Annotated in this window: 12 protein-coding genes and 1 pseudogene; 8 read left to right on the top strand and 5 right to left on the bottom strand. The window is 56.2% G+C overall.

Features of this window, described 5'->3' with window-relative positions; translation table 11 throughout:
- The first annotated feature begins 37 nt into the window (after positions 1-37).
- The 3 genes from HKK52_RS04310 to HKK52_RS04300 all read left to right on the top strand — a co-directional run bounded on the left by HKK52_RS04310 (position 38) and on the right by HKK52_RS04300 (position 2,851).
- Entirely contained in the window at positions 38-907 is an 870-nt protein-coding gene (locus tag HKK52_RS04310) for a hypothetical protein (RefSeq protein WP_169369688.1), read from the top strand.
- A 300-nt stretch (positions 908-1,207) separates the two neighbouring features.
- A complete protein-coding gene (locus tag HKK52_RS04305; protein WP_169369687.1) occupies positions 1,208-2,422 on the top strand; it encodes an EAL domain-containing response regulator in 1,215 nt (404 codons plus the stop codon).
- 9 nt (positions 2,423-2,431) lie between these two features.
- On the top strand, positions 2,432-2,851 hold the full coding sequence (locus HKK52_RS04300; protein WP_169369686.1) for a response regulator: 420 nt from the start codon (positions 2,432-2,434) through the stop codon (positions 2,849-2,851).
- Between the two features lie 323 nt (positions 2,852-3,174).
- On the opposite strand, the gene HKK52_RS04295 is transcribed toward HKK52_RS04300, so the two are convergent.
- On the bottom strand, positions 3,175-3,540 hold the full coding sequence (locus HKK52_RS04295) for a hypothetical protein (protein ID WP_169369685.1): 366 nt from the start codon (positions 3,538-3,540) through the stop codon (positions 3,175-3,177).
- A gap of 758 nt (positions 3,541-4,298) precedes the next feature.
- Positions 4,299-5,042 (bottom strand): annotated as a pseudogene (locus HKK52_RS04285) (type 1 glutamine amidotransferase domain-containing protein); the annotation flags it as partial.
- 610 nt (positions 5,043-5,652) lie between these two features.
- Between HKK52_RS04285 and HKK52_RS04280 the strand changes: the two are divergent.
- Positions 5,653-6,978, top strand: a complete 1,326-nt coding sequence (locus tag HKK52_RS04280) for an aspartate aminotransferase family protein (RefSeq protein ID WP_169369684.1) — start codon at positions 5,653-5,655, stop codon at positions 6,976-6,978.
- 221 nt (positions 6,979-7,199) lie between these two features.
- Here HKK52_RS04280 and HKK52_RS04275 read toward each other — a convergent pair whose 3' ends face one another.
- From HKK52_RS04275 to HKK52_RS04265, 3 genes are all read right to left on the bottom strand, one after another.
- On the bottom strand, positions 7,200-8,192 hold the full coding sequence (locus HKK52_RS04275; RefSeq protein WP_169369683.1) for an alpha/beta hydrolase: 993 nt from the start codon (positions 8,190-8,192) through the stop codon (positions 7,200-7,202).
- Positions 8,189-9,676, bottom strand: coding sequence for a flavin-containing monooxygenase (locus HKK52_RS04270; protein ID WP_169369682.1), 1,488 nt, complete (start codon positions 9,674-9,676; stop codon positions 8,189-8,191). Before HKK52_RS04270 ends, HKK52_RS04275 begins: the two co-directional genes overlap by 4 nt.
- Positions 9,677-9,789: 113 nt before the next feature.
- Complete coding sequence (locus tag HKK52_RS04265) at positions 9,790-10,953, bottom strand: iron-containing alcohol dehydrogenase (RefSeq protein WP_169369681.1); 1,164 nt, start codon at positions 10,951-10,953, stop codon at positions 9,790-9,792.
- 288 nt (positions 10,954-11,241) lie between these two features.
- On the opposite strand from HKK52_RS04265, the gene HKK52_RS04260 reads away from it, so the two are divergent.
- The 4 genes from HKK52_RS04260 (at position 11,242) to HKK52_RS04245 (ending at position 19,694) form a co-directional block, all read left to right on the top strand.
- The gene (locus tag HKK52_RS04260; protein WP_169369680.1) at positions 11,242-12,906 is read left to right on the top strand and encodes a fatty acid--CoA ligase; all 1,665 of its coding nucleotides are present in this window, start codon (positions 11,242-11,244) and stop codon (positions 12,904-12,906) included.
- Positions 12,907-12,945: 39 nt separating this feature from the next.
- Positions 12,946-15,594 carry a LuxR C-terminal-related transcriptional regulator gene (locus tag HKK52_RS04255; protein WP_169369679.1) on the top strand — a complete coding sequence of 883 codons (2,649 nt, stop codon included), beginning with the start codon at positions 12,946-12,948 and terminating at the stop codon, positions 15,592-15,594.
- Between the two features lie 155 nt (positions 15,595-15,749).
- Entirely contained in the window at positions 15,750-17,543 is a 1,794-nt protein-coding gene (locus HKK52_RS04250; RefSeq protein ID WP_169369678.1) for an acyl-CoA dehydrogenase, read from the top strand.
- Between the two features lie 39 nt (positions 17,544-17,582).
- Positions 17,583-19,694: a 3-hydroxyacyl-CoA dehydrogenase NAD-binding domain-containing protein gene (locus HKK52_RS04245; protein WP_169369677.1), complete on the top strand. Its 2,112-nt coding sequence runs from the start codon at positions 17,583-17,585 to the stop codon at positions 19,692-19,694.
- Position 19,695: the final 1 nt, after the last annotated feature.

Genomic DNA, 19,695 nt, shown 5'->3' with positions numbered 1-19,695 from the left:
AGAGATCGGTTGTATCTATAAATTATCAAGGTGAGTTATGAAATCCAAGATCGCTATTAGCTTTCTAGTCTGTTGTTCTGTGCTTGTCTCAGGTTGTGGTTCCGAAAAAAATGAACCAGCTAAAGTTTCAAACATGCCGCGAGGATCGATAAAGATCCCCGCGCTGGCCATTATTCAAGATGCGGTATTGGAGCTTGCCCCGAGTTTCAATGGACAACGCAATAATATATTTTCGAGCCAGGCCTGTGCTCTGGCCAGAGGGGAAATCAATACCGATAAGCTAAAGGAAATATTGGCGAAGGAGGAGGCTGGAAAAAAATCCATGACGGATGATCAACTCGCAGTGCTGTTAGGCGCAGACGTACAGGTGCAGTCTTCAGCATGCGCTGCGTTTCTAGCGACCTCGGTTCTGGTGCCTATCGATGTCACCGAGTTTACGACGGTCGTCAACGGAGTGGGAGCGGAGCATTCGAGCACATTAAAGAACCAATCCCTTCAAATAAACAGGGATAAACTCGCGCAGGTCCTGCCCGCAAAATTTGCAGTGGCTGGCGTGAATGCTGAAGTGTTTGCACTGATTGCAACCGAATTGCAACGCCGACCTGGGCTTTCACTGCGCCAGTACCGCGATATTTCAAAGGATCTCTTTGTAAAATTGTCCAAAACCTATTTGATCCGTCTTGAACAATATCGGCCGGCAGCCAGCACTAAGTTCGAAATGGTCAAGATGAATGATCAACACTTTACCTTCTCGGCCTCGACAGGTGGGGTGTTCGACTTTAGTCGGGATGGCTTGGTTCTACGACAGCGAGGCGTTATTTTCTACGGCAAGGGGTTGCTTATTGGTGAAGCTTATCCGGTTGATGTTGCCTTTCTGCCAGATACGGAAAATTTGTTGGCGCCATAGGTCAAATCGATATCACTCGACGCGAGTTGCAGACGTTCCCGGGTTGGTTCGCTCTTGATCATCACCTGAAAGAGCTCACTTCATTATCAGGCGACTGGCCACGATCCTTCTACGATGCTCCAGAAGGATCACTCACAGTAGATATTCCGCTTCTACATGGCAATTACCGCAATTAAGACCAAAGGCATTTTCTTTTGGTTTTCGAGAAATTTCCTATAAAAGTGTGGACTGTTTCTACTGTCTTCGTTCAGTCGACTCCCGGAAAATTGACGCATTCCCTTTACAGCCGAGTGCCCCCCAATGCCTAGTCTGCCGCTCCGTGTCCTGGTGCTAGAAGAGCATCTATTTCAACGCTCGGTAGCCGTCAGCCTATTGATGCAGTTGGGGTGTCGAGAAGTGCTTGAGGCCAGCAGTGGTGGTGAGGCCCTTGCCATCCTGCAAGAGGCCGGGCCTGTGGATGTGGTTCTGTGTGACTTGCAGATGGAAGGTATAGATGGTCTGGAGTTCATTCAACGAGCTGGGGCAACCGGACAGGTGGGGGCCATCATTATCAGCAGTTACCTGCCTTTCGATGTGCGCCGTACGGTTCGGCAGATGGGCGCATTGCTGGGGCTGCACATGCTCGGTGATATCGGTAAACCCTTGCAGGCTGAAACTATGCGGCAACTGCTTGAAGATTATTTGAGCCGACAGCCGGCCACGTTGTCGACACTGACGGATATGGAGTTGGCCAACGAGGAGCAGGTGCGGCTGGCCTTTCTCGACGAACAATTGGAGCCCTATTACCAACCCAAGTTCGATTTGCAAACCGGCGAGGTATTGGGTGTAGAGGTCCTTGCGCGCTGGAACCATCCGTTCAAGGGCCTGCTTTCGCCTGCGGCGTTTCTGCCGACGGTGGAGCACTGTGGGTTGATGGATGAGTTGCTGTTCAGCTTGATGCTCCAGGCGTTGAGCTTGCAGCGGCAGGTCAGGAGTCGGGGAGGGGAGCTGAACTTGGCGTTCAATCTGCAAGCGGCGCAGTTGGCCAATGTGGAATTGACGTCGCAGATCAAACGGATCCTCGCCATGTTCCAGGCACCCGGTTGCAGTTTGACCTTTGAGTTGACTGAGAGTGGTTTGCTGGAAGCTCCAGCGGTGTCCCTGGAAAATCTAGTGCGTCTGCGCATCATGGGGTGTCGCTTGTCGATCGATGATTTCGGCGCAGGCTTCTCCTCATTGCAGCGCCTGTGCCAACTGCCTTTCAACGAAATCAAACTTGACGCGGAGTTCGTCCGCGGTCTCAAGCACGAGCCCCGTTGTCGGGCTGTAGTCGCCAGTACCCTGGCGCTGGGACAGACCCTGGGCATGTCTGTAGTGATCGAGGGTATCGAGACCGCCGAGCAGCACCAGGAACTACTGGAACTGGGCTGTGCCCAGGGCCAGGGCTACTGGCATTCCCGAGCCATGAATGGTGCCGATCTGTTGCGCTGCCTGCAGCGCACAGCTGAACCCCGTCAACAACCGGTCGGTCGCTAGGAGCAGCCTATGATCAATAAAGCATTGCGTATTATGATTGCCGACCCACAGCACTTTCAGCGTTTGCGCCTGGAGCGGGACTTTAACCGCGAGGGCTACTACTGCATCGCGCCGGTTTCTAGCCTGGAGGAGATGCTGACGTTGCTGGAGTACGGCGACACCGCCTTCGATCTAGTGCTGATCAATGCCAGCTTGACACTCGACGTCCGTTTCAACTTGTTGGCTTTTTGCCTGGACCATCCGCTGATTCGCCAAGCCTTCATCTACGATGTACCGGAGCACCGATTGGCGAGGCTTGGTGCCAAGGTCAAAGCCCGGATTGTCTTCAGTTCCATCCAATTGCCCGAAGGCGTTCCGATCAAGCAACTGATCCACAAAGTCGACCCGCCACCCAACGACCCAGCACACAAAACGGTAAGTCACCTGTGATGGGGCAGTCGCCGGTTATAGTTCATTTAAAAAGTTAATCAGCTCGCGAAGTTCCATGGGTGTGAACTATAGGGGCATATGTAAAGGTAAGTCCACGGTGGTGTCATCAGGTATGGGCGGCAACCATTTACGTATGGGCTTTGAAGGGTTTCGGATAGGTGTTTCGCCGGGTATTGTTTGTTCTGAAAAAGGGCGATAGTGCCCACTTAAAGATAAGTGAAGACTATCGCCCTCTGAGATATTTCCCGCTACCTGTTGAACCCTTGCCGCCATCAACAACAAAATATTAGTTTCTGGTCGGCCTGGATAAGACATTGGTGCTGTTAGTTATTATCCTGGTAATAGCGCTGTTGCTGATGACGGCGATGCTTTGGTGGTGGCGGGTCATAGTCGTCATCGGAACTGTATCTGGGAGCACCGAGCGCAGTGCCAGTCACATTGGCGGCCCCACCCAGCGCTGTCCCTGTAACGTTTGCTGCGCCGCCGAGTGCTGTTCCAGTGATATTCGCCGCGCCTCCAAGCGCAGCGCCGGTGACATTGGCGGCCCCACCCAGCGCCGCCCCGGTGATATTGGCTGCACCGTTGAGTGCCGAGCCAACGATGCCTTCAGCCTGAACGGATGATTGAAAAAAACCACCCATCAGGATGCCCGCCATTGCCAAGCTCGGTGCCTTCTTGACGATATACATACGCCACCTCTACCTGAGAATTGAATCGAACTGTAATGACCGAACCAGATCGGCCAAGTATTTTTTGACAACAATTGATCGCCGTCAATCTTAGAAAGTATTACCAAGAGTAACCGGGGTGGACAGTTCCGTTTCTTACGTTCTCGGGTTAACGCTCGAGTTACTATAAGTGGCAGGACGATACCCAATCCAAATACCTACGACAGGTAATGCAGGCACGGCGTCATTAAACTATCACGTTGCGTTTAATTGACCAAAACTCTCCCTGTTAGTTCAAAAGGTCGTCTCACCGTTCATGAGTCAGGACTTAAGACCGAAGGTGTCATACACAGGCTCAATTCCCGTATATGGTCGGGAGGTGACAGGTTAGTGATGGGGGCCATCTCTTTTCATTTTTCAGGTGAGAAATTCGGCCCCGAATGTTCCGGCGTTGTCGACGATGTGACCTGCGTGTGGTGCCTCGAAATGCCCGGTAGCAGTAGCGCGCCGTTGTCGACGCAGAACCTGAGTAGCTCGAACCGACTCTTGCCTGCTAGCACGCGATCCTCACACATCTTGCTGCTCCATTCCCAAAAGGCGAGTGCAGCATGTCGCCGCTGAATACCCCGCGCAAGCCCTGGGATGACAACTCGAAACGGACATGAGGCGAAGGCGCAACTGACAGCATCGACCACTGCTACGAACGCCTGATCGGTCTGCCTTGACGCGGTTCGTAAGAACCGAACGCCGCATCGGCTTTTGGCAGCCCCTGATCTGGTCCACGGTGAAGTGTTGCTACTGTATACGCCGCCGGCTTGTTCCAGTGCCGTTTGCGGATAGAACTTCATCGCACCGCCATTCAACAAGCCCTTGGCCAGTTCCTCTTCCTGATTGCTGATGACCGTGAATTTGTATCCTGCATAAGTCCAGCCATGCGTTGGGGCTTTGCCGTCGACTTCGAGTTTCCGAGTGAAGGCTGTTGGGTCGGACAGAGTCGACAGTAGCGCAATCGGGCCATGGCAAACGAGGGCGGTTGTCTTGCCGTTGTTATGGAAGTTGTTCAGCAACTTCCCCAATGCGGCGCTATGCAGCAGATCCTCCATAGGTGCATGGCCACCAGGTACATAGACAGCATCGAAGTGCTCGTAGCCGATCTGTTCGACCCGCGACAGGCTAATGATCGGTGACTCACCCGGCGAGGTGATCTTGAGGTACTCCAGCAGCGCCTTGTACTCCTGCAGTGCCGCAACGTCATCGTTGAAATACACCTTGTCGGCGGACGATTTGTCCAAAGTCGGCGCCTTGCCTGTAGGCGTCGCAAAGGTCACCGAGTGCCCGGCATCGAGCATCAGTTTTACCGGTTGCATCAATTCGTTCAGGTAAAAGCCGGTTGCAAAGACTTTCTTGTCCTTGAGCTCAAGGTGGTCTGAATCAGACATCACGACTAGGACGTTACTGGCCTGTGCGTTGAAGGCTGAGGTGCAAATGGTCATTGCAAGGGCGAGACGAGTGATAGGGCGCATGGGATTTCCGAGCAATAGAGAGTGAATTCGATCAGCAGGTGTCTGATCCCGATACGACTATATTCATGCCTCCATGCCTGCTCGCCGTTGTTCCTCTGAAGTGGACATGGGCCCCTGCATATTAAGTATTCACTCCGCTCCTAACCCCACAGCCTCTCTCCTCTCGGTATATGGCCTTCGATCCTTCGATATTTGGCCCTTGCTCACCTGTTGAGCGCAGTACCTCGACCGTACTATTCAAAAACTTGTCTGCCATTGCGGACACTAGGCCGCGCCGATTTTTTCGTTACGTGAAGGGTGCGATTTCTTCCCTGCTCGCCTCGTGACTCCGTATTTGTCGGAATTTCTGGCCTGCATTGAAAGACTTTTTCCTCGCTTGAATAAGCACGTGCTGAAAGCCATCACATGGACGGTCGCTTACGACTGAGCAGGTTCTCTTACGGTAACAGGGCGCGCTTAATCTCTGATTCTCGCCCCCAATCAGGTGTCGGCAGAACACCACGATGGCAGGCCATCCCAAGACCGTTTTGTTGTTAGAGGTTGCTCTCTCTGACCCGATTTTTTAATGCGTCGATGAACGAAGTTCGTATCTGTATGGAAGGGTAATCATATGTCAGCAGTAAATTGGCCGGATCCGCTCAGCAAATCTAAAGAACTCTATGACCGTGCCGCCGAAGTGATGCCGGGGGGTATTACGCGGATTCTTCCTTGGCAAGACCCATTTCCGGTCTATGCCAAGAGTGGTTCTGGGGCCTACGTTACGGATGTCGACGGCACTCGTCGGCTCGATCTCCTCAACAACTTCGCGTCCCTCATTCATGGGCACGCGCATCCTGCCATTGTCTCTGCAGTCCAGGAGCAAGTGGCGAACGGGACGGCGTTTACGTTGCCTACTCAACCCGAAGTTGCCCTGGCCGAGACTATTTGCGGTCGTGTCGAGGGGTTTGAGTGGGTTCGTTTCTCCAACTCGGGCTCCGAAGCCGTCATGTGCGCCATCAAAGCGGCCCGGGCTATCACCGGGCGCTCGAAGATCGTTAAGGCTGAGGGTGTTTATCACGGTTCGTATGATTACGCGGAAGTCAGCCTGGACTCCTCACCTGAGAACTGGGGTGAGGACCCTAACTCCATTGGCTACTCCAAAGGGACACCGGAAGGGGTCAAGAATGATGTTGTTGTCATTCCTTTCAACGACACCGAATCGGCGGAAAGGATCATCCGTGCCAACAAGGATCAGATCGCTGCGATCATCATTGATCCCGCACCTAGCTACTTCGGGTTTGTGCCTGTATCCCAATCCTTCATTGAAATGATCCGGCGGGTGTCCACCGAAATCGGCGCGGTATTCATCCTGGATGAGGTCATCACCTTTCGTGTAAATCGTGGTGGTGCGCAGACACGTTTCAACATCAGGCCTGACCTTACTGTGCTGGCGAAGATCATCGGTGGTGGTTTTCCGGTGGGGGCCGTTGTCGGTTCGCGCAAGTTCATGGAGGTTTTCGATCATCGCAATGGCAAACCGTTGTTGCCCTGGAGCGGTACGTTCACCGCAAACCCGGTCACAATGACGGCGGGCAAGATTGCGTTGGACCTGTACACACAAGCCGACTCTGATCGCCTGGATGTTCTCGGTGATCGGCTGCGTGCGGGTGTTACCGAGGCTTTTGCAAAGGCCGATTTCCCCGGTCAGGTGACTGGTTTCTCTTCGATGTTCATGGTGTTCGGGCATCAGCGCACAGTGCTGGATTACCGTTCCGGGTATTCCAGCAAGGAAGAATCCAAGCTCATTGCGAAGTTGCAGAAGAACTTGGTGCTTGAGGGCTACCACATCGCCAAAACCGGCAAGGCGTTCCTGTCCACGGCGATGACTGAAAGCGATGTTGATGGCTTCATTGCTGCGACAGAACGTGCAGCCAGGCAGGCTGTGTCGCAAGGTTAATCCTTCGCCCCTGATGCTCAGCGTAACGCCAGTAACGTAAAGCACGGCTCATGCATGGCCTTCGAATTGCCGATGGTCATGCAGGATGTCTGCTGATACGCAGGCGTTACGCTGAGCTTTTTTGTGGGTGTTTTTTGAGATCACAGAAACGACAAAGCGAGACTCATCCCCTGAAGGAAAGAAGTCCCGCTCGTTATTTTTGTTTTGGATATCCGCTGAAGCTACCGAACGTCGATGGGTTGCTGTACAGCGTTTATAAACGAGGCTGCCTTTTCGAGAAGCTCACGCCCGGTATCGATTTTGCCGGCAGCGGTGAAGATTCCGTGCATATGCTTCGGCAAATGGTGATGGATGACGCGTGTACCGCTCCGGGCTGCCCGTGCTGCATATTCGATACCTTCGTCTGCGAGCGGATCGAGCCCGACCGTGACGATGAACATCGACGGTTGAATGCTCCGATCTTTACGTAGCAGCGGCGAGAGCAGCTCATCGGTGAGGTCTGTCCCAGGGGAGGTATACATCTCTCGAAACCAGTACATCGACTCTGCGGTCAGCGCGAACCCACTTGTGATGTTTTGGTAGGACGTCGTGCCTGCCGTGAGGTCGGTTACCGGATAGAACAGCACCTGGGCAGCGAACTTCATTCCCTCAGGACGATAGTCACGTTGATTGGCAAGGACGGTGGCCATGTTGCCTCCGGCACTGTCTCCCACGATGACTGCTGTTGAAAGATCCAACTGCCATTCATCTGCGTGGACCATGACATAGGTCAGCGCATCCCGGCAGTCATTGAGAGGTATCGGGAACTTGTATTCCGGCGCTCGTCTGTAGTCCACCGCCACAACAGTCGATTGGGTATGGTTGGCCAGATATCGGCACAGGCTGTCATGGCTGTCGAGATCGCCAATGACCCAGCCACCGCCGTGAATAAAGAACGTCAAGGGCGTCTTTTGATCTGAGGGTAAGCCGCTTGCTCGATAGATTCTCAGTGCAGCGAATCCGTTTTCGACCGGGAACTCCAGCGTCTTGATCGAGCCGACGTCCTGCTTTTCCAGTCCGTTGATCGCGCATGACTTCAGGTAGTTGGCCCGCACCTCCGTCAGAGGGGAATCCTGAAAGGACACCCCGCCATTGGTCCGGAATGCTTCTACCAGGGCCACCGCATCAGGAGCGACATCGTCTAGAGAAATGGCATCCGAAAGGTCTTTGCTCATCCTCTTTTGAGCTCCTCGACCGAGAGGTAATGGTAGTCGTCGCGGTTCCAATGCGCCGCCAGTTCTCGGTATTCGTCGACAGTGCCTGACCAGTTGTTGATGACCTTGCCCGCAGCGTTTTTGTACCAGCTGGAGCATTCGGAGGAAAAGGCCGAGGACTGCATGTTGGTCTGCAGGTTGTCGTTGTAGCTGTTGAACGTAGCTTGCTTGATATCGATAGCCTGCCGGCCATGACCCAGCCCTTCGATAGCCTGGATGATGTACGTCTGCTGGATCTCGAGCATGGTGATGATCGAGTTGTGGTTAAGGTTGGTGTTGGGGCCGTAGATCATGAACATATTGGGGAAGCCAGGAACGCTCATGCCCAGATAGGCCTCGGCGCCTTCGGCCCAGCGGTTGTGAAGCGTTTGTTCCTGCAGGCCAACGACCTGAAGGTCGCCCTGAAAGGCCTGGCTTTCAAAACCAGTGCCGAAAATCACCACATCGAACTCGTGCAGTTTTCCTTCCTTGTCGATGATGCCTTCCGGGACGAACTCGGCAACGGCAGCTGTTTCCAGCGCTACGTTGTCACGCATCAGCGCCGGGTAGTAGTCATCCGAGCGCAGGATACGTTTGCACGCGAACTCGTAATCCGGGGTGAGTTTGGCCCGCAGTTCGACGTCTGGTACTTGGGCTGCCAGATGCCCGGTGGCCATTTTGATCCCTTCCTTTTGAGCGTCGGTGCCGTGACGGGTGCGAGCGAAACCGTCCTCCCGGAATGCGTGTAGCTTCTCTCGGCTTTGCGCGAACAGTTCTGGCGTGCGTTCGAAAGCGTCCAATTCTTCCCGGACAAAGACGATCTGATTGCGCGGCATGATCCAGTTGGCGCTGCGCTGAAACACGGTCAACTGACTGGCGATTTTGGCGACTTCCGGCACGTACTGTACGGCGCTGGCCGCGGCGCCAATGCTGGCGACTTTCTTGCCCGACAGATCTGCATCGGCAGGCCATTGTGCGGAGTGGAAGTACTCCCCGGCGAAGCTGTCCAGGCCCTTGAAGCCCGGGATAGCCGGTTTGTTGAGTTGCCCCCAGGCCGGCACAAAGAAGCGTCCCTTCAAGCTGCGGCCATCGGCGAGCTCGAAGCCCCATTGATGGGTGTCTTCGTCCCACTGTGCACGGGTGAGCTCGGAGTTCAGGCTGATGTGGCTCATCAGCTCATAACGTGTGGCCATGGAGTCCATGTAGCGCAGCAGCTCGTCTCGGTCTGCGTACATTTTGCTGACTCGCAGGTGCGGATGAAAACTGTAGCAATACAGATGTGATTCGGTGTCGCAGGCAGCGCCAGGGTAGGCGTTGTCGCGCCACACGCCACCAATACGATCACCGCGTTCCAGGATGATGAAGTTATCGATCCCGTGCATTTTCAGTTGCGCGCCCATGCCCAGGCCACCAAAGCCGGCGCCGAGGATGACGATGTCGTAGGTTTGCGGATGGGTGTTCAACATTTATCAATACCTGTTGGATGCAGAGAGAAGAGGCAGGGACGAATGGGTTGATGGCGTTCGTCATGGAAGTGCCCGAATGTGTTCTGTTGTTGAGAAAATCACGATGCGCAGTGTTAGAAGGCCTGGCGGTACAGCGCCAGCGCATCGGCTTCACGGACATCGACCGGGTTGTTCATCAGCAGGCGCTCCTGCTTCATCGCATCGCTGGCCAGCAGCGGCAGACTTTCCTGTGTGACTTTGACGTCGCGCAACCGGCGCGGTGCCCCTGATCGGTTCATCAAGTCTTCCATGTGTTCGACGAAGCGCGCGGAACGCATGGACGTCGAGGTATTGCTACGCCCCAGCAGGGTGTCGGCCAGTTCGGCATAGAGGGGGGCTGCAGCCGCCATGTTGAAGCGCAACACCGGGCCAAGCATCAACGCGTTCGAGAGACCATGAGGGATGTGATAGTGACCACCCAATGGGTAGGCGAGGGCATGTACGGCGGCGACGGGCGCGTTGGCAAATGCCTGCCCTGCCATCGTCGCACCCAAGAGCATGGCTTCGCGGGCGATACGGTTTTTGCCGTCCTCACACGCAGCGATCAGGCTGCCGGAAAGCAGGCGCAGGGCTTCGCGTGCGAGGGTGTCGGAAATCGGATTTTTCCGATGACGGCTGGTGTAAGCCTCGATTGCATGAACCATCGCATCGATGCCGGTAGCGGCGGTGTGCAGCGCCGGCAGACCGATAGTCAGTTCGGCATCGAGAATGACTTTGTCGGCATACAGTTGGGATGACACCACGCCCATTTTGGTCGTGGCGCCAGTGGTCAGGATGGTGATGTTGGTCACTTCGGAACCGGTGCCGGCGGTGGTCGGTACCTGGATCAGCGGCAAGCGTGTGCCCTTGACCTTACCGATACCGTAGAGCTCGGACAGAGGCTGGTCGGAGGTGATCAACACGGCGGCCAGTTTAGCAATATCCAGCGAAGAACCACCCCCCAGGCCGAGGACGATGTCCACGCCAGCAGCTTTGGCTTGTCCGACGCAATCGAGCAGCACGGCCTCTGGTGGATCGGCGACGACGTCGTCGAACACGTTGATGTTGAAGCCCGCGGCGGCAAGCGAAGCCTTGGCTTGATCCAATAGGCCGCCCTGATGCAAGAACTTGTCGGTAACGATTAACAGATTGCGTCGATCGGTCCAGTCGCTCAGTAGCTCACCCATGCGCCGTGCCGCACCCCATTCGGTGACGATCGATGCGACGGTGTCGAAGGTGAAGGCTTTGAAAATACTCATCTTTACGGCTTCCTGGGCTGGTAGCGGGCAAGCGGGCATCGAATGCAAGGATTCGAGCCGCTTGGGTCGATGGCGTATTTATAAACAGGCTGCCTGGCTACGGCTTCAACCTTGGGGTGGAATTTGCCGGCAGTGGGGGTGGAAAACACGGGTGGGAGCGTTAAAGGCAGAGGCTTCATTTCCACCCTCTAGGTGGGAAAATTCCACCCAGGGGTTGAGGCTGATTGCGCTCGATGCCTCTATAACCTAGGTCTAACAATTACAAGATATTGAGCAACAGGAGCAGCGATGAGCCTTCCCCATCAGCCGAAATTCCTTGAGGCGACCCCCAGCTATCACGACTCTCCCTTGTTGATAGGCGGCTTGCTGGAAACCGGCTTGCTAGCGGCAGGTCGTAATGAAATCGTCTACCGCGACGAGCGGCGGTTCGACTACCCGACCCTCAACCGGCGAATTCATCAACTGGCGCATGCGCTCTCTGAACTGGGTGTCAAAGCGGGTGATACGGTGGCGGTGCTGGATTGGGACAGCCATCGCTATCTGGAGTGTTTCTTCGCCATACCGATGCTCGGCGCCGTACTACACACGGTCAACGTTCGGCTCGCGCCGGAGCAGGTGCTGTTTACCATGGCGCATGCAGAAGATAGCCTGGTGTTGGCGCATGGGGATTTCTTGTCGATGCTGGCGTCCATTGCCGGGCAGCTACCGAGCGTGCGCGGATATGTGCTTTGTCAGGATCGCGATCAAGCGGTGCAAAGTGATTTGCCATTGCTGGGTGAGTACGAGTCACTGCTGGCAAGGCAGCCGGTTGAGTTCGACTTCCCGACGTTCGATGAAAACGCAGTCGCCACGTTGTTCTACACCACGGGCACCACTGGCAACCCGAAAGGCGTCTATTTCACCCATCGTCAATTGGTGCTGCACACGTTGGTCAGTGCGAACGTGCATGCCGCGGCCGGCGTGGAGTTGCTCAGTCGCGACAAGACCTACATGCCCATCACCCCGATGTTTCATGTGCATGCCTGGGGCGTTCCCTATATCGCTACCATGATGGGCAGCAAGCAGGTCTACCCGGGGCGTTATGAGCCCAAGGTGCTGGTCGATCTTATTGTGAGAGAGAAGGTCGACTACTCGCATTGTGTGCCGACGTTATTAAGCATGGTGCTCGGCGCGGCAGAGCAGACGGATGCGGACCTTTCGGGGTGGCATGTACTGGTCGGCGGCTCTGCTTTGTCAGTTGGGTTGGCACGCAAGGCCAAGGCAATGAATGTTGATGTTCGAGGCGCTTATGGTATGTCGGAGACCTGCCCGATCATTTCGCTGACAGCACTGCCCCTCGGCATCGAAGATGAGCCGGAAGAGCAGCAATTACATTGGCGTTGCAGTGCCGGGGTTACCACGCCGCTGGTGCAGATGCGTCTGGTGGATGAGGCGCACGCCGACCTGCCGCAGGATGGTCAGCATATTGGCCAGTTACTGATCCGCAGCCCGTGGCTGACGCCGGCTTATTACAAGGATCCGGATAGCAGCGAACAGCTCTGGCGTGATGGCTGGTTGCATACCGGTGATGTCGCTAGCATCGATGCCCATGGGTTGGTGCATATCCATGACCGCCTCAAGGATCTGATCAAGACGGGTGGTGAATGGATTTCTTCTCTGGATATCGAAAGTCTTGTCAGTCGCCACCCGGCCGTTGCGGAGTGCGCGGTCATTGGTATTTCCGATGCGCGCTGGGGTGAGCGGCCGGTGGCCTTGATCGTTACGGTGGCCGGGATGGAACCGGTCAACGAGGAGCAGATTCGGACGCATCTGATGAGTTTCGTCGAGCAGGGCTGTCTATCAAAATGGGCGATTCCGACTAATGTTTACCCAGTGACGGAAATCCCTCGGACCAGCGTTGGGAAGCTCGATAAAAAGCGTATCCGGGCACAGTTTGAAAACCGCCGAGAGTAAGATGCTGAAAAGATCCGTTGCGTTAGTAAGGTTGCTGCATTGAAGACTCCCATCGATCTGAGCAAATTTCGCCCTGCGCAGCTGCCACGGACGTTGATCCAGCGTTCGCGGTTGGTTAAGCGGATGGAGGATGCCTCGGCGCAAGGTTTCTGCCTTACGTTACTGCGTGCACCCCTGGGGTACGGGAAGACCACGTTGCTCAGTCAGTTTGCCGCAGCCTTGGGCACTTCGTTTGGCTGGTACCGGATTGACCGCACGGACAACGAGCCTGTCAATTTTATTGGTCATCTGTATCGCTTGCTGCTCAAAGTCCCGGCGCCTGACGAAGCCAATACCAGTGAGATGTGGGCGACCATTCGCAGCCACCTGGATGGCTTGGTTGCACCTTTCACGCTGCTTATCGATGAGACAGAAAAGTTACGTTCGCCACGTTCGCTTGGTTATCTGGAAACCCTGTTGCATAGCGCACCGAACATGCTGCGCATTGTTGCCGCCAGTGAGGGGCGGCCGATGCTTGCTCTGGGGCATTTGCGTCGTGACTCACGTTTATTGGTGCTGGACCAGAATGACCTCGCATTGACCGGAGAAGAAACGCAGCAACTGCTCTCGGCCCAGGGCATCGGTCTTGATCCCGCTTTCGTTTACCGTTTGCAGGCGGGCAGTGAGGGCTGGGTTAGCGGTGTGTTGTTCTGGTGCGCGGCCTACCGAGAGATGACTTTCTCGGGTAGCCAGGCTGAACGTTTGCAGCGTGCGACTCAGCAGTCTTATACCGAGATCGCTCAATTTGTTCAGGAGGAACTGCTGAACATGTGGTCGCCGGGGCTGTTGGCTTTCGTTGAGCGGACGTCCGTTGTGGGTGCCTTTGACCTGGATTTGGCCGCAACGCTGAGTGGCGACACGAATCCGGGGACGATGATCCGTAAACTGCAGCAGGCTGATTTGTTCATTACGCAACACACTGGTGAACGGCTGGAATTTCAGTTCCATCCAGCCTTGCGGATTACGGCTCAGCAGCGACTGCGAAAACGTGACCCGCAGGCTCTTTTGCAATTGCATCAGCGTGCCGCTGATTGGTTGTTGGTCAACCGGTTTTATGCCCAGGCCGTGTACCAATATGGACGGGCGAAGAACTCGGCGGCGCTGTTCAAAACCGTGGAAGAACACACCTTCGATCTACTGCGCGAAGGTGAAATAAATGCCATCGTCGACTTCTTGACCCATGCTCTGCGTCATAGCCCGAGCGATCATCTGAATCTGGCCATGACCGAGGCCTCGACCTTGATTGTCACCAATGACATCGACAGGACGCGGGCCTGTATTGCCAGTTTGCGGCGTCTGGCGAGTCAAAGCACCGCTCAGCGTTCGGACAGGGTCATGCAGACAATTGCGTTTCTACGCAGTCATCTGGCTTTGCTCGGCGGAAACCTGCGCCACGGCGTGGAACTGGTCAGTACCGCGCTGGAACGATACCCTGAGCCGAATGCCGGAATGGCGATCCTGCACGCCAACAGCGCCGGATGCCTGGCTGCGTTGGGTCGCTTGAATGACGCCAGGCGCCAGGTCGGCGTGGCACTCGACCAGCTTCAACGTCTCGGCTTCAAAGGCTATACCCGCAGCTTGCAACTGCTTCTGGGTCAAATCGAATTGGCCCAAGGGGAGAGCGAGAGGGCTCATCAGCGGTTTTTTGATGACGACATGCAACACGCTTTGGGTGAGGGCTCAGGTAATTTCTACGACTCGTTCGTGCATCTGGGACAGGGGCTGGTATTGATTCAGCAAAACCTGCTGCCAGCGGCGACCCTGAGCCTGACCAAGGCCGAAAAAATCGCCCTCGACTTCCCCCACAGTGCCGGGCTCACGCTGATCTTTCACCAGCAAGCCTGCCTGCTCGATGCACAGGGCGATACCCCACGCGCGCTGGCGCGTTGGGATGAGGCTCGACGGCTGGCGGCGCAGTTCAAGCAATGGCGGGTTTATCGTCTTGCCGGCGCCTGGAAAGCGCGTAGCTCGGTGCGTAATCGTGACCAGAATTACCTGCTGGCGTGGCTCAAGGAGTGGCATTGGTGCCAGCGACATTACCGTGAGGATATCCAGCCTGAGGAGACTCTGGCTTACGCCTGGGTGCAACGGCATCTTGGGCAGCGAGCGGTCTGCATGCAGCTGTTGTCGGAATTGCGAGAACTGGCCGAGGAACACCACAACCAGCGATTGAACCTTGATTTATTGGTGCTCGAAGCAAGCCTTGCGCACGACAACGGTGATCAAAAGCAAGTGATGCAGCTGTTGGATCAGGCCTTGGCCCTGGCTTGCCAATACCGTTTGGGTCAGTTGTTGCACCATGAGGGCAGTGAGCTCAGAGACATGTTTCGGCAACTGGTCACCCCTGAAGCACGTCGTCAGTATGAACTGCATTCACCATTGCCGACTGCTGAGCAACTCAGCATGGTCATGCCGCAACTTATCCGGTCTTCGACCGAGGCAAATCGTCTGGTAGAGCCAGTCACACGGCGCGAGCGTGAAGTGTTGCAACGTATGGCGCGAGGCCAGAGCAATGCGCAGATCGCCGAGTCGCTGTTCGTCAGCCTTAGCACGGTGAAAACGCACATCAACAACCTGTTCCGTAAGCTGGAGGTCAATGACCGAGAGGAGGCTTTGCGCAAGGCTCGTAGTGTCGGCTTGCTGAGCTGATAGATCTCTCAGCCTGGACTGGAGGGGCTCCACCCCACACCGAATCAATTCCATCTCAAACTCCACCCGCGGTTTGACGAATCAACCGCTCGCGCTTGTTACAACATCAATGTCGGCTCATCGCTCTCGAAATGTCCAGGCGGGATTCCATCATTATGTTGCTCAACGAACGTGATCTGAATTTTCTACTCTACGAACTGCTCGATACTCAGGCACTGCTCAAGCGCGAGCGTTATGCCGAGCATGATCGCGCCGTGTTCGACGCGACGCTCAACACGGCGCGCCAGGTGGCCACTGAGTTCTTCGCCCCACACAACCATAAGGGCGACAGTCAGGAGCCCAGCTTCGACGGCGAACGCATTACCTTGATCGAGGAAACCCAGCACGCCTGGAATGCTTTCGCACAGGCTGGTTTTCTCGCCGCGCATCACGACTTCGAGGATGGTGGCCTGCAGCTGCCTGAAGTGTTGCTGCGCGCCTGCATGGCTTATTTCAATGCCGCGAACATCGCAACCACCGGTTACCCGTTCTTGAGTATCGGTGCGGCCAATCTGATCAAGAGCTTTGCGTCTGTTGAGCTGCAAGAACGATTTTTGCCTGCCATGTTTGAAGGGCGCTTCAGTGGCACGATGGCGTTAACAGAGCCGGGGCAGGGGTCTGCGCTAGGGGACTTGCGCACACGTGCGCAGCCGGCGCCCGATGGCACCTATCGGGTCTTCGGCCAGAAGATGTTTATCTCTGGTGGCGATCATGAGCTGACGGAAAACATCGTCCATCTGGTGCTTGCCCGGATGGACGGTGCACCGGCGGGAGTCAAGGGCATTTCCTTGTTTGTGGTGCCAAAATTTCTGGTCGAAACCGACGGAAGTCTGAGGTCGCGCAACGATGTCGCTTTGGCAGGGCTGTTGCACAAGATGGGCTATCGCAACACCACCTCTACTGTCCTGAGTTTTGGCGAGCAGGGTGGTGCTGTCGGTTATCTGGTGGGTGAGGCGCATAAGGGACTGGCGTACATGTTCCAGATGATGAACGAGGCGCGAATCGGCGTCGGCCTAGGGGCCGCGAGCCTGGCCTACCAAAGCTACCTGCACGCCCTCGACTATGCGCGTGAACGTCCGCAGGGACGACACGCCAGTTGCAAGGATCCCCTGACGCGTCAGGTGTCGATCATTGAACACGCCGATGTCCGTCGCATGCTCCTGATGCAGAAGGCCTATGCCGAAGGCAGTCTGGCGTTGTGTTTGTACGCTAGTAGCCTGGTGGAGGATGCCCACACTGCCACTGATCCAGACAGCCGAGAGGACGCCGCCCAATTGCTCGATCTGTTGACGCCAATGGTCAAGACCTGGCCTTCGCGTTATGGCTTGAGCGCTTGCGACTTGGGTATCCAGATCCTCGGTGGCGCGGGCTATACCCGCGAGTACCCATTGGAGCAGCTGTACCGCGACAACCGGCTCAACCCCATTCATGAAGGCACCGAGGGTATTCAGGCGCTCGACTTGCTGGGGCGCAAGTTGGGGCCGAAGGGCGGACGAGGTTACGCGTTATTTCTGTCGCAGGTTCGCCGCAGTCTCGATGACGCCGCAGGGCTGGCGCATTCATCGGTGCTGGCGGCGCAGTTGGCCGAGGCACTGGCGATTCTGGAGGACGTGACGGCGTCATTGCAGCGTCAGGTCGGTATCGAACCTGACCTTGGGCTTTGCAATGCCACCGCGTACCTGGACCTGTTTGGTCGAGTGCTGGTCGGCTGGATCTGGCTACGCCAGGCATTAGTCGCAGAGCGGGCACTCGCTGCGGCTACAGCCGACAGCGAAAGCGATTTCTATCAGGGCAAGTTGCATACCGCTGCCTATTACATGGAGTGGGAGTTGGCGTCGTTGCAGGGCCAGGCGGATTTGCTGTGTGCCGGTAACCGCACCACGTACGACATGCAAAACGCCTGGTTCTGACATGGTTGGCCAAGCCCTTAATCCAATGGGAGACAGTTGATGAACACCTTGATCCACTACCGCGTCGAAGAAAATCTGGCCCTGATCGGCCTGGCCCGTCCGCCCGTCAATGCGCTGGGGCAAGCCCTGCGTGCTGCTTTGGCTGAAGCCTATGATCGAGCGATCGCTGATCCGGATGTGCGGGCTATTGTGCTGTACGGCGAGGGTCGAGCCTTCAGCGCGGGCGCCGACATTGCCGAGTTTGGCAGCGCATCGGCCTTTGCCACACCAGACCTTGCCAGCCTGTTGAATCGACTGTCGCAGTCTGAGAAACCCTTGATTGCCGCCATCGGTGGTCTGGCGTTGGGCGGTGGGCTGGAGGTGGCATTGGCCTGTGGTTATCGAATCAGTGAAGTCAGCGCTCGGTTGGGCCTGCCAGAAGCAAAAATAGGTCTGCTGCCGGGTGCTGGAGGAACGCAGCGATTGCCACGGCTAGTGGGTGCCGAAGTGGCATTGGATATGATCCTTTCCGGAGAACCCGTCTGGGCGGTTCGTGCTCGTGAAATCGGCTTGGTGGATCGTCTGGTAAAAGGCCAGCAAACGCTGCTGGACGCTGCCTGTGATTTTGCTCGGGAGCTCTTGACCCAGGCTGCACCAGCCCAGCCTGCCTGGCGCCGACCACAACCGGAAGATCAACTGCCTGCCGGTTTTTTTGACGATTTCGAGCGGGCTCGTGCCGCGCGCTGGCGTGGGCAAATCGCACCTGGGCTGGCGCTCGCCGCGGTGAAGGCTGCCTGTGAGCTGCCACTGGAGCAAGGCCTGGCCCATGAGCAGGTGCTGTTCAAGCAAGTGGAGGCATCGCCGCAATCAGCGGCTTTGCGTCACCAGTTTTTTGCCCAGCGTGAAGCCGCCAAAATCTCTGGGGTCAGTTCAGATACGCCACTTCGTACCATCGACGCCGTCGCGATTATCGGCGCTGGCACCATGGGCGGCGGGATCGCCATGAACTTCGCCAATGCCGGCATCCCCGTCAAGTTGCTTGAACTCAAGGCCGAAGCCCTGGATCGAGGCTTGATTCAGATTCGCAAAGTCTATGAAACCAGCGTCAAGCGCGGCAAATTGAGTGCCCAGGCGCTGGAGTCGCGCATGGCGCTGATCTCCGGGACTCTGGACTATGCGGATATCGCTGAAGCCGACCTGGTCATCGAAGCGGTGTTCGAAAGCCTTACCGTCAAACAGGCGGTGTTCCGCACGTTGGATGAAGTTTGCAAGCACGGCGCCATCCTTGCCAGTAACACCTCGACTCTGGACGTCGATCTCATCGCTCAAGTGACGCGCCGTCCGGAAGACGTCATAGGCCTGCATTTTTTCAGTCCGGCCAATGTCATGCGCCTGCTGGAAGTGGTGCGCGGTAAGCAGACCGCTCCCTCGGTGTTGGCCACGACTCTGGCCTTAGCCAAACGTATCGAGAAAGTAGCGGTCGTTTCCGGGGTCTGCTTCGGCTTTATCGGTAACCGCATGTTGGAACCCTATGCGAGGGAAGCCCATCGTCTGATTCTGGAAGGTGCGACGCCGGCTCAGGTCGATGGCGTACTCACGGAACTGGGGTTGGCCATGGGCGTGTTGTCCATGTACGACCTGGCCGGGATCGACGTGGGTTATCTGGTGCGTGAGTCACGTCGCGAGGCCATCGCCCATGACCCGAGTTATTGCAAGCTGGCCGATGAGTTGTATGCCCGGGGTCACTACGGGCAGAAGACCGGGCGCGGGTTCTATCGCTATGAAGGGCGTGAGCGACAGGAAGATTATGAGGTAATCGCCTGTGCCGAAGTCCTTGCCGCAGAGCTGGAGATTTCTCGGCGAGCTATTTCCAATCAGGAGATTCACGACCGCTGTCTGTTCATGCTGATCAATGAAGGCTTTCAGTTGCTTGATGAGGGCATTGCCGAGCGCAGTGGTGACATTGATCTGGTCTGGGTCAATGGCTACGGCTTCCCGGCGTGGCAGGGCGGGCCGATGTACTACGCCGAGCAACTGGGATTGGAGAAAGTACTGGCGGGTATCGAACACTATCGGGAGCAATTGGGCAGCTACGGCGACATGTGGTTTACCCCAGCCGATTTGCTCAAGCGACTGGTTGCGGCCAAGAAAACTCACATCCACACATTGTGAC

It is taken from the genome of Pseudomonas sp. ADAK2 (genome assembly GCF_012935755.1).
In the GTDB taxonomy this organism is placed as follows: Bacteria; Pseudomonadota; Gammaproteobacteria; order Pseudomonadales; family Pseudomonadaceae; genus Aquipseudomonas.
Note: the sequence above shows the minus strand (reverse complement) of the source record. Positions and strands in the feature narration are given on the sequence as shown.